Source organism: uncultured Polaribacter sp. (assembly GCF_947497125.1).
Lineage (GTDB): Bacteria > Bacteroidota > Bacteroidia > Flavobacteriales > Flavobacteriaceae > Polaribacter.
In genome coordinates this window covers 291,492-303,578 of record NZ_CANMFI010000004.1, presented here as the reverse complement: position 1 = coordinate 303,578, position 12,087 = coordinate 291,492, and the positions used below count along the sequence as shown (strand labels likewise).

Genomic DNA, 12,087 nt, shown 5'->3' with positions numbered 1-12,087 from the left:
TTTTAATTTTCAGACTTTAAGCGTTCTTTTTCTAATACTTCTGAAAGTCTTTTTTTAATTAAAGGGGTAATGATTGTTTTAATATTTCTTTGTTTTACAAATGGGTAGAGTTCTATATTTTGTTTCATTTTATCAGTCAAATTTTCTTGAAAATTTGTACCTAATAAGCGCAGTTTTCTTGCTAAGAAATCAGCAGTTTCTTTGTCGCTACTTTCTTTTATTTTTTTTTGAATTATTCCTGCTTTAAGCTGTGCTAAAAAACCGCCTTTTTTTTCTATTTGTTTAAAAAGAAGCAATGCATTTTCTGCTAATTGTGTTGTTATAGCATCTATATAGTAGGAGCCATCTGCATAATTTTGAGCGTCGTTTAAAAAACTCTCTTTTTGTAATATTAGTAATTGATTTCTAGAGATTCGCTCTCCGAATTCGTTACTTTTATGATAAATTGCATCATAAGAAATGTTAGAGATTGTATTTGCACCTCCTAAGATAGCACTCATACTTTCAGAGGTTGTTCTTAGCAAGTTAACATTGTAATCATATATTGTTTTATTTCTTAAGCTTGGTTGAACAAACAAATGTGCCTCTATTTCTTTTTCATCAAAACTATCTGTAAGTAAAGACCACAAAAGTCTAAAAGCTCTTAATTTTGCAATTTCAAAGAAATAGTTGCTACCTACAGAAAAAATAAAATTAATTTTATTAGCACAACCGTTTCCAAATTCATTTAAGTATTCATTAGCATGAGCAAGTGTATATGCTAATTGCTGCGTAATTGTTGCGCCACAATTTTGATATAAATCTCCCGAAACACCAATGCAATTTGGAGTTTGTTTTTCAATTGAATGAAGTTTTTTAAAATCTTCTTTTAAGGTATTAAACCAGTTTCCTGTTTCTGCAAGATTGCCAATAATATCTGTTTGAAAATAGGTGTTTTTAGAGTTTGTAAATTCAGACAATTCTATCTGAAAAGTAGGGTCTAAAAAAGTAAATAAGAAATATAAAGTGTTTTTCTTTAGGTCTATGTTATGTAGTACCTTTTTATAATCAAAAGTAGAATTTGCTTTAAATTGTATAGAAGTAGCACCTCTTTTTAATGCATCTAAGGCTAAAGAATTTGCAATTTTTTCATCATCAATAAAAATTGTTTGACAAATAAGAAATCCTTTTTCTGAAGTTTTCACATTGTAATTTGTCTTGTCTTCTTTGGTGTAAAAGGGTTTTACTAAAAAATTTTCATCTGTTTTCCATAATAGAGAGTTGTTATAGTCCGCGCCTTTTAGTTCTACTTGAATTTTTTGTTTCCAAGCAGCAGCAGTACTTTTATCAAACTCACTAAACAGAGAAGTTTTCATCTTAATTTTTTATCGTATCAAATTCTATTAAATAAAGGTCTTCATTTTCTTTTTTCATTAAATACTTTTCTCTAGCAAACCTTTCGAGTTGCAAAGAATCTTCTAGCTTTTTTATGGTAGCTTTATCTTCGTTTATCTTTTTCTGATAAAATAAAATAGTGCTCTCTAAATCACTAATTTCTGTATTTAATTTTCTGTGAACAAGATACGAATTATCATCAATAAAAAACATCCAAATAAGAAACGGAATTGTGATTAACACAAAAACGTTTGTTATAAATTTTATAATTTTATTTTTTCTTAACTCTTTAAAAGTCATTAATTTACAGGCGTTCGTTAATTACTGTTCTTACAATATCTATGGCCACATTATTATGTCTGTCATTTGGTATAATAATATCTGCAAAGTTTTTAGTAGGCTCTATAAATTGCTGATGCATAGGTTTTAAGGTGTCTTGGTATCTGTTTAAAACTTCATCAATATCTCTGCCTCTTTCTGTGATATCTCTTCGAACTCTTCTTATCAATCTTTCATCGGTATCTGCATGCACAAATATTTTAATATCAAATAAATCTCTTAAAGCTTCATTGTTAAAAATTAAAATACCTTCTACAATAATAACTTTTCTTGGATGTGTTTTAATTGTGTCTTTAGTTCTGTTATGAGTTACAAAAGAATACACTGGTTGTGCAATGGTTTTGTTTGCTTTTAAATCTTTTAGATGTTTTACTATTAAATCAAAATCGATTGCTCTTGGATGATCAAAATTTATTTTTGTTCTTTCTTCGTAAGACAAGCTGTCTGTAGCCTTGTAGTAAGAATCTTGAGAAATTACACATACTTCGTCAATGGGTAAGTGTTTAATAATTTTATTAACCACCGTAGTTTTTCCACTTCCTGTTCCTCCAGCAATTCCAATAATTAGCATATCGTAGTGTTCTTATAATTCAAAAGACTAAAATAATAAAGATTTTGCAATATCGTCTTTATTTTTGGTCTTAAATTGATGTTAGTTTATTCGTTTTTAACTTTAAAAATAAGAGTTAGTGACCATTTAGTTTGCACTATTTGAGAGCCACTATTTTTCATAAAAAAGCCTCAAAAATATTTTTTTTGAGGCTTTTAAAATTGAGCCGATAGAGGGACTCGAACCCACGACCTGCTGATTACAAATCAGCTGCTCTAGCCAGCTGAGCTACATCGGCTTTTTTAATTTTACGAGCGCAAATTAAATACATTTATTAAAACTTACCTACATAAATTTTATTTTTTTTTGAACACAATTTTTAATCAAAGAACAAATCGCGACAAAAAAAAGTTTTATTCAAAAAATTAAAACTCTTTTAGTGCTTTTTTGTAAGTTTCTAAACAACGTTCTCTGGCAAATTTATGCTCTACAATTGGTTTAGGATAGGTGAACTCTTGAAAATTTGGAACCCATTTTTTTATATATTTCAACTCTTTATCAAATTTTACAATTTGTGTTGTTGGGTTAAAAATTCTAAAATAAGGTGCAGCATCTACGCCACAACCAGCTACCCATTGCCAATTACCAATATTACTAGATTGCTCATAGTCGTGTAGTTTTTCGGCAAAATAAGCTTCTCCTAGTCGCCAATCAATTAGTAAGTGTTTGCATAAAAAACTTCCCACAAGCATTCGCACTCTATTGTGCATAAAGCCTGTTTCATTTAATTCCCTCATGCCAGCGTCAACTAACGGATATCCGGTTTCACCATTGCACCAAGCATTAAATTCTTTTTCATTATGGCGCCATACAATTCTATCGTATTGAGGTTTAAAACTTTTAGTGGTTGTATGAGGGTAATGCCATAGAATTTGCATAAAAAATTCTCTCCAAATCAATTCTTTTAAAAACGTAATATTTTTACTTTTAGCGGCTTTTTCTGCCATTTCTCTTACACTAACAGTACCAAATCTTAAATGACTGCCTAGTTTAGAAGTGCTGTCTTTAGAAGGAAAATTTCTAGTTTCTTCGTAACTATCAATTAAAGTATTGCTTATTTTATAAGAGGTAACTTTAATTTTAGATTCGGTAAAACCTATTTCTTCAAGGGATAGAAACGGCTGAGAATCGTTGGGTACAAAACACTCTAAATAGTCTTGTGATGGATAAAATTGAAGCGGCTTTTCATTAAATAATTCTAACCATTTTTTTGAATACGGAGTGAACACTTTATAGGGTGTGCCATCTTTTTTTACAATTTCATCTTTTTCAAAAATCACCTGATCTTTAAATGATATAAAGTCAATTTCTTTTTTTGCTAAAAGTGCTTTAATCTCTTGATCTCTATCATTAGCATAAGGCTCATAATCATGATTTGTATATACAGCCTTAATATTATGCTTTTCAGAAATACTTTTTAAAACATCCTTCGGATCACCATGATAAACCGCTAAAGAACTATTTGTTGTTTTAAGTTGTTTATTTATGGCTGTTAATTGTTGATGAATAAATGTTACTCTAGCATCATCTTTAGGAAGTTTTGTAAGTATGTTTTTATCAAAAATAAAAATTGGCAGTACTTTTTTGCCTGTTTTTAATGCATTAAACAGTCCGCAATTATCGTTTAAACGTAGGTCTCTTCTAAACCAAAAAATATGAATAGATTCTTTCATTATTTAAATTCTCCAAAGGTTTCAATCAGTTTTTGTTGTCTGTATGAAAATATTTCTTCTAATTTAGGTTTTACCAAAAAAGGATGTACCAAACGACCTAAAATGCCCATCGGTACTTTGTAATCAATAATGTCTTCTAGTTCAATTCCGCCTTCTATTTCTTTTATAAAATGTTTATGATGCCATAATGCATAAGGCCCGTAAAGTTGAATGTCTACAAAATACTCATATTCTTTAAAATGTGTTATTTCAGAAACCCATTTTGTTTTTATACCTAACATTGGGGTTACTAGATATTGTATAACTTGTCCTGCAAACATTGGTTTCTCTGCACCAGATAGAATATCAAAACTCATGTAGTCTGGTGTAATTATTTTTAAATTTTTAGGATTTGATAAAAATGCCCATCCTTCTTTTAAAGAAATAGGTAGTTTTTGTTTTTTGTGTAGTGTGTAAATTTTCATCCTAATTGTAAATAAGTATGTATAAGTTAAGAGAGGTGGCAATATATAGCCAAATTACATAAGGGAGTAATAAGTATTTATACGCACCCATGTTTTTGCTAATTTTAAAATAATAATAGTTTAGCAGTACTGTTAAAATTAATATGGTTATGAAGCCAAGTAAAATTAGGTGTCTGTTAAAAAAAATGTAGTTCCAACTAATGTTTAAAACACATTGAAAAGCAAAAATTAAGACAAGTTTTAAAGAATATTTAGGTTCAAATAGTTTCGCTAGATAAACAGAGAAACAAATCATAATTATGGTCCAAGCAATGCCAAAAACATAGCCAGGTGGTGTCCAAGGAGCTTGGCTTAAATTTTGATACCATTCTTCTAAAGGACCATTGTTCATCAGCCAGCTTCCAATTGCTAAACTTCCAAAATTAATGATTAAAAAAAAGAATGTGCTCTTAAGTAGCTTCATGTTTTATGCGCCTTTTAAAGCATCTATCTTTTTTAAGATATTGTCTGCTTCTAAATATTTTTTATCGCTCTCTGTTCTATTTACAGATTGAAGTTTAAAAGCTTCCTCCATTATTTTCTTGTAAGACAGTTGTAATTTTTCTAACTCACTTTTCTTTTTAAATAGACCAAACATATCTTTATTGTGTTAAGTGTTTTGTTATTTTAGAGCTCAAAGGTTTTGTGATCGAAAAATAATAATCAATCAACAATCCGTCTTTTGAGACTAGATACTTTTGAAAGTTCCATTTTACAGAAGAACTTTTTTTGTTGTTTAATTTTCTATTGGTAAGCCATTGATAGAGTGGGTGCTGTTCTTCTCCTTTAACAGATATTTTTTCTGTCATTAAAAAAGATACACCATAATTAACCTCACAAAATTCTTGAATTTCATCAGAATTTCCTGGTTCTTGTTTGCCAAACTGATTGCAAGGAACTCCAATAACCACTAAGTTTTCTTTGTAGGTTTCGCTAAGTGTTTCTAGCTCTTTGTATTGAGGTGTAAAACCACATTTAGAAGCTACATTTACAAAAAGGATATATTTTCCTTTAAACGTTGACAATTGGATAGGCTTATTTTGGAGACTATTGATCTCGATATCGTAAATATTCATAAGACGTATTTATTATATTTTAAAGCTTACTATACCACAATCTAATTCAAAAATTTGCCCAGAAATAGAGCTGGCTTTTTCAGAAATTAAAAAGGTAGCTAAATCTGCTACTTCATTTGGTTTTAGAAACTTTTTAAGAGGATGACGTTCTGTAATATTCTCTATCATTCTTTCATTACGTAGCAATTTAGATGCTAAATCTGTTTCTGTAACTGTCGGTGCTATAGCATTTACACGAATGGTTGGTGCAAATTCTGCGCCTAAAGATTTTGTAAGACCTTCTACAGCAGATTTTGCTGCGGCAACACTAGCATGAAAAGGCATGCCTAATTTAGCTGCAACAGTACTAAAAAGTAAAATTGAAGGTTTATTTCCTTTCTTTAAAGCAGGTAAATAATGTTGAATTGCTTTTACAGCTCCTACAACATTAATTTCAAAATCATCTCTAAAGTCTTCTAGTTTTAGTCTAGATATTGGTTTAAGATTAATGCTACCAGGGCAATAAATTAAAGTATCTATTTCTTCAATAGCCGGTAGTTCATCGGTAAGAATGTTACACGAGTAGTGGGTTAAATTAGTGTTAGAAAGCAAAGGAGCTGTTCTACTTATATTTATAACTGAGTGTTTTTCAACTAACGAAGTTAAAATTGCATTTCCAATTCCTTTACTTCCTCCAATCACTAAAATTTTATTCATAAAGTTTATCGTCTTCCTTTTAAGCGCTTTTCTATTTTTTGTTTAACAGCAGTTAGGCGCTTCATAAGATCCATAATTTCAGGGTCTTTTTCTAATTTATATACTTCATTTAGCTCAAGTATTAAAGCTTTTACCTCTCTAGAGGCTAATATTCTATCACTTGTAGTTTTAAATGAGAATTTTCTTGTCTCAAATTCTACAGCTCTCTCTAATAAATTCATTCTTTGTATTCTGTATGTTATTCTATAATTTTTCCAATATAATTATAAAAGTTAGAAATGCAAGAAGAAATTTGATTTATTATGCAGTAAGTGGTTTTCCCTTTAATCTTCGTTCTATTTTTTGTTTGATTAATGTTAAACGCTTCATGATATCCATGAGTTTTGCATCTTTATTTTCTTTGTAAATTTCATTCAAACTTAAAATTAATTCTTTTGCTTCTCTAGCTGCCAAAATTCGATCGCTAGTAGTAGGAAATCTTCTTTTTCTGGTTTCAAATTCTAAAGCTTTTTTAACTAACTCCATATTTTAAATTTTAATTTTTAGCAATGCAAATTATTTTAATTTGCTTTTTTATCTATAGTTATCTTTTAGAGATACTATTGTTAGATATTGTTCTTTGCCTTGTACATTTAAAACGTCCTTTGGCAAAGGTTCTTAATTTTTCATGTTTTGTTTTTCTTCCTTGTACTCTTTCTCTCCAAAGTTTAAAGCTTTTAGGCTTCATTTCTTTCCGCATCAAGTCAATAACTTCTTGTTCTTTAAGTCCGAATTGAAATTTAATAGCATCAAAAGTAGTTCTGTCTTCCCAAGCCATTTCAATTATACGATCTGTAGTTATTGCATCAAAATTCATAACAAATAAGGTTAAAATAAGAGTCTATAAAAACTCATAGTTTTTATTATTTTCTATCTTTAAATTTATAATTTTATCAATAATTTTCTTATTTTCTTTCAATAGTTTATTGTTCTTAAAGCGGATGAAATTCCCACATGCATGAATACTTAAACCATTTGTTTTGTATGTATGCAACTGATAAAATGGAATTGGCCAGCTAAAATTTGTTAAGCCTTTATTGATGTGAATTAAAATTCCTTTTTCTCTTATTTCAATATTTCCATAATTGATGTCAGAAACCACATTCATGTACTTTTTAAAGCCAACACTAACATCGTCAATAATCATCCTTTTAGAACCAACACCACCCTTTTTTAGGGCTTCAAAAAAAGAATACGATTTACCCAATAGATTGTCTATCAATGTGTCCGATTCTTTGTTTTTGTGTGTAGTGTTGTAAATCATCTATGCAAATATAATAAATGTTTAACTATTATCGATTAATGTTAAACAAAAATTAACATAAATTTATTATTCACTATTATTACTGTCAATCAATCGTTCTCCTTTAGATAAAAGGTGTTTTTTAAGAATTCGATTACTTTCTAGTCTAACCTGCTTGTTTTTTTTCATATTCCAAAGAACATCGCTGGCTTTTTTTCTTGCAACTTTAATATCTACAATAGGTTTTGGGTAATTAACTCCTAATTCAAAATTGTTAAATTGCTGGTCTAACGGAGTCATTAAATAAGGTTCGTGAATAAAAGAAATAGGTAAATGCGCTAGTTCCGGACACCATTTTTTTATAAATACAGCATCTTCATCATGTTCTAAACTGTTTTTTATCGGGTTGTAAATGCGCACCAGATTTATACCAGTTTCACCAGCATTCATCTGCAGTTGTGGAAAATGAATACCAGGTTCAAAATCTAAAAACAATTTAGATAAGTGTTGTGATGAAGCTTGCCAGGGTTGCCATAAAATATGTGTAAAAAAAGAAACCAACATTGCGCGCATTCTAAAGTTAAGGTAGCCAGTTTCTGTCAAGCATCTCATACTGGCATCAATCAAAGGGAAACCTGTAAGGCCTTTTTCCCATGCATTTTGATACTCTATTGAAATACTTTTTTTTAGTTTTTGAAACCCTTTGTTAATACTTGCATTTTCCATGGTATGCTCCATTTCAAACTTTTGAATAAAATGTGCTTGCCAACGAAGTCTGGACGAAAATGCGCTTAAATGCTTTTTATTTTGCGCGTTTTTATGTTGTTGTGCCTTCTGATAAATTTGCCGTATCGATACATTTCCCCAAGCAATGTAGGGAGATAATCTACTACAACTTTCTCTTGCTAGTGCAGGTTTAGAAATGTGAGACATGTATTTTTTATGTCTGTCATCAAAAAATGTATTCGCATATCTCCATGCCATTCTTGAGCCTCCTTTTTGAAAAGGTGCCTTTTTTGGGGTTTCTAAATTTACAGAATTAAAGTAATTTTCTAGTTTGTTAATTTCTTCTATTGTAAGTAATTTTTCTGATTGTAAAACGGTTTTAAATTGAGCAGCATACATGTAATCTTCCCATTTTTCAAACCAATCTTCTCTGTTTAACAAACCTCTTAAAACACCATTGTTGTTATTTTCTAACCATGCAATGGAGTTATTTCTACAATATCTAGTAAACTCTTTGTCTCTATTGTAGGTTTTTAAAAGTCCTGTTTCTTGGTGCGAATAAACAGTTGCTATATTGTAGGTTTCTAAAAGCTGATTAAACGCAGTAACAACCTCGGTTTGTACACATAAAACTTTACTATTGTAAATTTTTAAGTCTTTGTTTAGATCTTCTATAGACTCTTTTATAAAGTTCCAATGACGATCATCATAATGCGGATCAGAAATCAACGAAGGTTCAAAAACATACATAAAAAGTACGCGTTTATTGGTTTGCAAAGCATTGTATATAGCCTCATTGTCTTGCAGACGCAAATCTCTTTTAAACCAAACAACTTGTATTTCTTCTTTGTTAGTATGCATCTAAGTTTTCTATTATGTGATTGGCTTTCTCTTTAATTTTAATTCTGTCATCAACTGACATCTTATTGAGCACGCTGAACATCATTCTCATTCTAAAGTTTGAGGCAAGTTTTTCTTTTTTTTCCTCAAGAAAATTCCAATACAATGCATTAAACGGACAAGCATCATCTTCAAACTTTTTGGCCTTTTTATAATGGCAAGCATCGCAGTAATTCCCCATTTTATGAATGTAACTTCCACTAGAAACATAAGGTTTTGTAGCAATTTTACCACCATCTGCAAACTGACTCATACCTCGCGTATTTGGTAGCTGTACCCATTCAATTGCATCTACATAGATACCCAAATACCAAGCGTCTATTTCATCTGGATCTATTTGCGTTAACAGTGCAAAATTACCCGTAACCATTAGCCGTTGTATGTGATGTGCATAACCATTTTCTAAAGAGTTGTTTATGGCATTTTTTAAACAGTTCATCTTCGTTTTACCCGTCCAAAAGAAGTTAGGAAGCTTGTTTTTATTTTCTAAAAAATTCTCTTTTTTATAATCGGGCATTAGCATCCAATACATGCCTCTCATGTATTCTCGCCAACCTAAAATTTGCCTAATAAAACCCTCTACTTGAGAAATGTCTATGGTGTTTTCTTGTGCTCTGTAAGTTGATAAAACAGTATCTACAATTTCTTTTGGAGCAATCATTTTCGTGTTCATAGCAAAAGAAATTCTACTATGAAACAAGTAAATTTTATCAGTATGCATTGCATCTTGATAATCGCCAAAATAAATTAACAAGTGTTCGCAGAAATAACGTAGTTGCTCTAAAGATTGCTCTCTAGAAATTGGGTATTCAAAATACTTTGCGTTTATGTTGCCAATATATTTTACATTGGCTTCATTAATATCTTGTAAAATATCGGTTACATCATTATCAAAACTAATTTCTGGCGGAATTAAAGTGTCTCCTTTCCACTTTTTTCTGTTGCTAGCATCATAGTTCCATTTGCCACCTTCTGGCTGGTCATTTACCACCATTATTTGGTGCTTTTTTCTCATGTTTCTGTAGAAGCTTTCCATCAGAAACTGCTTTTTACCCTTAAAAAAAGTTTTTAATTCGTTTCTTTCGGTGTAAAAATGTTCTGTAGAAAACACTTCAACATTTATTAGAAGTGTATCAGAAAATACTTTTAATTGTTGGTCTAGTCGATATTCGTCTGGAGCTAAATATTCAAACTTTTCAATACTATGCTCTGCAATTAATAGAGCTAAATTTTCTGTTAAGCTTTGGGTGTTTTTAGAATCGTTTAATGCAAAGTAAATTACTTTATGGTCTGCTTTTTTTAGGGTTGATGCAAAGTTTCGCATTGCAGCAAAAAAGCCCACCACTTTTTGTATGTGATGCACAACATAATCTGTTTCTTGACGCATTTCGAAAAGACAGTAGATCGTGTTTTTATCTTTTTCTTGAAACCAAGAATGTTCACTGTTTAGCTGGTCGCCTAAAATTAATCTAAGTTTTTTCATTTTAAAACAAGGTTTTTTCTAACCATAATTTTCTAAATTTATGGTTTGCATCATAGCGCTCTGCTTGCAGTTGAGTATTAAATTTTCGGTCTCTAGGATCATTGCCAACACCAGCAACATACATCCAATTGCCATAATTGCTGTGCACATCATAATCTATTAAGACAGATTCAAAGTAAGCCGCCCCAATTCTCCAATCTAACAATAACTCTTTTGCAAAATAAGAGGCTACATTTTGTCTGCCTCGATTGCTCATCCAGCCAGTTTGTTGCAGTTCTATCATATTTGCATTTACAAAGTCATCTTTAGTCTCGCCATGAATCCATTTGTTAATGTCTTTTTGATAGTTGTACCATTGGTATTCTTTGTCTAAAATGCCGCCTATCTTAAAAATTTTAGTGTCGTATTTTAAAGAAATGTATTTAAAATAATCTCTCCAAATCAATTCGAAGATTACCCAATAGGTAGATTGATTAGCGCCAAATTCTGCTTCAAATTCTTTAATTTTGTAGTAAATGGTTTTCGCAGAAATACTTCCGTTTGCAAGCCAAGCAGAAAATTTTGTACTGTAATCTGTGCCTATCAGTCCGTTTCTAGTTTTCTTGTAAAACGCTACTTTTTTTGTTTCAAAAAAGTAGGCATCAATTCTTTTTAATGCTTCGGTTTCTCCACCAAAAAAAGGAAAAGCAGTTTTTGTTGGTACTTCAAACTCATCAAAACCCAAGTCTTTTAAAGTTGGTATTTTGGTGTTATTTTCTGCCAGATTTTCTTTAGAGCATTTGGTTGCAGTTGCTTCTTCTGAAATTGAAACATACTTTTCAAGTTTTTTTCTGAAAACGGTAAACACATTAGGAATGTTAGAAAAATCTGTAGAAACAAGATTTGGGTGGTACAAAAACTGATCGTATTCTTCGACCAAAGTAGTCTCTTTAGAAAGTTGTTCTTTTACACGATGGTTTGTGGTAATTTCTTCGGTTGTCCATTCTTTTTGACTATAGATGTTACTGATAGAAAATTGCGTACAAATTTCTGCTATTTTATCTTCAGGACTTTCAAAATAAGTGAACAATGTAATATTTAAGTCTGCTAAATTTTTCTTTAAATCTGCAATGGTTTCGATTAAAAATTTTGCTCTAAATTTTGCTGTTTTTTGAAATCCAAAAGCATCAGTTTTAAAAAGTTTAGGATCAAAAAAATAAACAGCAATTACTTTTTGATGATTTTCAGTTGCTTTTTTTAATGATGCGTTGTCGTTTACCCGTAAATTATTACGAAACCAAACTAAGCCATTTTGTCCTTGTTGCTGCTGCATTTTTTACTACAATATTTAACGTTTTCCCAGTTTTTCTCCCATTTTTTTCGCCAAGTAAATGGTCGATTGCAAACAATGCATGTTTTTTCTGGAAGGTGTTGTTTTTTCAAAAA

The 12,087-nt window shown here is 30.5% G+C and carries 17 protein-coding genes and 1 tRNA gene; all 18 read right to left on the bottom strand.

Going from position 1 to position 12,087, the window contains the following annotated elements:
- Nucleotides 1–2 precede the first annotated feature (2 nt).
- Entirely contained in the window at nt 3–1,355 is a 1,353-nt protein-coding gene (locus Q0678_RS08435) for a methylmalonyl-CoA mutase subunit beta (protein ID WP_299056562.1), read from the bottom strand.
- A gap of 1 nt (nt 1,356) precedes the next feature.
- On the bottom strand, nt 1,357–1,674 hold the full coding sequence (locus Q0678_RS08430) for a septum formation initiator family protein (protein ID WP_299056559.1): 318 nt from the start codon (nt 1,672–1,674) through the stop codon (nt 1,357–1,359).
- Nucleotides 1,675–1,678: 4 nt separating this feature from the next.
- Nucleotides 1,679–2,284, bottom strand: coding sequence for a uridine kinase (gene udk, locus Q0678_RS08425; RefSeq protein WP_299056556.1), 606 nt, complete (start codon nt 2,282–2,284; stop codon nt 1,679–1,681).
- A 203-nt stretch (nt 2,285–2,487) separates the two neighbouring features.
- A tRNA-Thr gene (locus Q0678_RS08420) sits at nt 2,488–2,561 on the bottom strand.
- Between the two features lie 127 nt (nt 2,562–2,688).
- Nucleotides 2,689–3,996: a deoxyribodipyrimidine photo-lyase gene (locus Q0678_RS08415; RefSeq protein ID WP_299056553.1), complete on the bottom strand. Its 1,308-nt coding sequence runs from the start codon at nt 3,994–3,996 to the stop codon at nt 2,689–2,691.
- The gene (locus Q0678_RS08410) at nt 3,996–4,460 is read right to left on the bottom strand and encodes an SRPBCC family protein (protein WP_299056549.1); all 465 of its coding nucleotides are present in this window, start codon (nt 4,458–4,460) and stop codon (nt 3,996–3,998) included. Before Q0678_RS08410 ends, Q0678_RS08415 begins: the two co-directional genes overlap by 1 nt.
- A gap of 1 nt (nt 4,461) precedes the next feature.
- Complete coding sequence (locus tag Q0678_RS08405) at nt 4,462–4,923, bottom strand: TspO/MBR family protein (RefSeq protein WP_299056547.1); 462 nt, start codon at nt 4,921–4,923, stop codon at nt 4,462–4,464.
- Between the two features lie 3 nt (nt 4,924–4,926).
- Nucleotides 4,927–5,097, bottom strand: a complete 171-nt coding sequence (locus Q0678_RS08400; protein ID WP_299056544.1) for a Lacal_2735 family protein — start codon at nt 5,095–5,097, stop codon at nt 4,927–4,929.
- Between the two features lie 4 nt (nt 5,098–5,101).
- Nucleotides 5,102–5,575, bottom strand: a complete 474-nt coding sequence (locus tag Q0678_RS08395; RefSeq protein ID WP_299056541.1) for a glutathione peroxidase — start codon at nt 5,573–5,575, stop codon at nt 5,102–5,104.
- Between the two features lie 12 nt (nt 5,576–5,587).
- Nucleotides 5,588–6,271 carry an SDR family NAD(P)-dependent oxidoreductase gene (locus Q0678_RS08390; RefSeq protein WP_299056538.1) on the bottom strand — a complete coding sequence of 228 codons (684 nt, stop codon included), beginning with the start codon at nt 6,269–6,271 and terminating at the stop codon, nt 5,588–5,590.
- A gap of 5 nt (nt 6,272–6,276) precedes the next feature.
- A complete protein-coding gene (locus Q0678_RS08385) occupies nt 6,277–6,492 on the bottom strand; it encodes a hypothetical protein (RefSeq protein ID WP_299056535.1) in 216 nt (71 codons plus the stop codon).
- A 79-nt stretch (nt 6,493–6,571) separates the two neighbouring features.
- Nucleotides 6,572–6,796 carry a hypothetical protein gene (locus Q0678_RS08380; RefSeq protein WP_299056533.1) on the bottom strand — a complete coding sequence of 75 codons (225 nt, stop codon included), beginning with the start codon at nt 6,794–6,796 and terminating at the stop codon, nt 6,572–6,574.
- A gap of 58 nt (nt 6,797–6,854) precedes the next feature.
- Entirely contained in the window at nt 6,855–7,127 is a 273-nt protein-coding gene (locus Q0678_RS08375) for a TIGR03643 family protein (protein ID WP_299056531.1), read from the bottom strand.
- Nucleotides 7,128–7,151: 24 nt separating this feature from the next.
- Nucleotides 7,152–7,574 (bottom strand): hypothetical protein, encoded by a 423-nt coding sequence (locus tag Q0678_RS08370; RefSeq protein ID WP_299056528.1) that lies wholly within the window; start codon nt 7,572–7,574, stop codon nt 7,152–7,154.
- Nucleotides 7,575–7,640: 66 nt separating this feature from the next.
- Nucleotides 7,641–9,140, bottom strand: coding sequence for a cryptochrome/deoxyribodipyrimidine photo-lyase family protein (locus Q0678_RS08365; RefSeq protein WP_299056527.1), 1,500 nt, complete (start codon nt 9,138–9,140; stop codon nt 7,641–7,643).
- Nucleotides 9,130–10,662, bottom strand: a complete 1,533-nt coding sequence (locus tag Q0678_RS08360; RefSeq protein WP_299056525.1) for a cryptochrome/photolyase family protein — start codon at nt 10,660–10,662, stop codon at nt 9,130–9,132. The genes Q0678_RS08365 and Q0678_RS08360 overlap by 11 nt, the downstream gene beginning before the upstream one ends.
- Nucleotide 10,663: 1 nt before the next feature.
- Complete coding sequence (locus Q0678_RS08355; RefSeq protein ID WP_299056523.1) at nt 10,664–11,974, bottom strand: DASH family cryptochrome; 1,311 nt, start codon at nt 11,972–11,974, stop codon at nt 10,664–10,666.
- Nucleotides 11,944–12,084: a DUF2256 domain-containing protein gene (locus Q0678_RS08350; protein ID WP_299056522.1), complete on the bottom strand. Its 141-nt coding sequence runs from the start codon at nt 12,082–12,084 to the stop codon at nt 11,944–11,946. The genes Q0678_RS08355 and Q0678_RS08350 overlap by 31 nt, the downstream gene beginning before the upstream one ends.
- Nucleotides 12,085–12,087: the final 3 nt, after the last annotated feature.

Coding starts and splice junctions, on each gene's coding strand:
- Q0678_RS08375 (WP_299056531.1), bottom strand. CDS start 7,127: ATGAATTTTGATGCAATAACTACAGATCGTATAATTGAAATGGCTTGG.
- Q0678_RS08365 (WP_299056527.1), bottom strand. CDS start 9,140: ATGCATACTAACAAAGAAGAAATACAAGTTGTTTGGTTTAAAAGAGAT.
- Q0678_RS08360 (WP_299056525.1), bottom strand. CDS start 10,662: ATGAAAAAACTTAGATTAATTTTAGGCGACCAGCTAAACAGTGAACAT.
- Q0678_RS08400 (WP_299056544.1), bottom strand. CDS start 5,097: ATGTTTGGTCTATTTAAAAAGAAAAGTGAGTTAGAAAAATTACAACTG.
- udk (WP_299056556.1), bottom strand. CDS start 2,284: ATGCTAATTATTGGAATTGCTGGAGGAACAGGAAGTGGAAAAACTACG.
- Q0678_RS08355 (WP_299056523.1), bottom strand. CDS start 11,974: ATGCAGCAGCAACAAGGACAAAATGGCTTAGTTTGGTTTCGTAATAAT.
- Q0678_RS08415 (WP_299056553.1), bottom strand. CDS start 3,996: ATGAAAGAATCTATTCATATTTTTTGGTTTAGAAGAGACCTACGTTTA.
- Q0678_RS08405 (WP_299056547.1), bottom strand. CDS start 4,923: ATGAAGCTACTTAAGAGCACATTCTTTTTTTTAATCATTAATTTTGGA.
- Q0678_RS08390 (WP_299056538.1), bottom strand. CDS start 6,271: ATGAATAAAATTTTAGTGATTGGAGGAAGTAAAGGAATTGGAAATGCA.
- Q0678_RS08385 (WP_299056535.1), bottom strand. CDS start 6,492: ATGAATTTATTAGAGAGAGCTGTAGAATTTGAGACAAGAAAATTCTCA.
- Q0678_RS08370 (WP_299056528.1), bottom strand. CDS start 7,574: ATGATTTACAACACTACACACAAAAACAAAGAATCGGACACATTGATA.
- Q0678_RS08410 (WP_299056549.1), bottom strand. CDS start 4,460: ATGAAAATTTACACACTACACAAAAAACAAAAACTACCTATTTCTTTA.
- Q0678_RS08395 (WP_299056541.1), bottom strand. CDS start 5,575: ATGAATATTTACGATATCGAGATCAATAGTCTCCAAAATAAGCCTATC.
- Q0678_RS08435 (WP_299056562.1), bottom strand. CDS start 1,355: ATGAAAACTTCTCTGTTTAGTGAGTTTGATAAAAGTACTGCTGCTGCT.
- Q0678_RS08430 (WP_299056559.1), bottom strand. CDS start 1,674: ATGACTTTTAAAGAGTTAAGAAAAAATAAAATTATAAAATTTATAACA.
- Q0678_RS08380 (WP_299056533.1), bottom strand. CDS start 6,796: ATGGAGTTAGTTAAAAAAGCTTTAGAATTTGAAACCAGAAAAAGAAGA.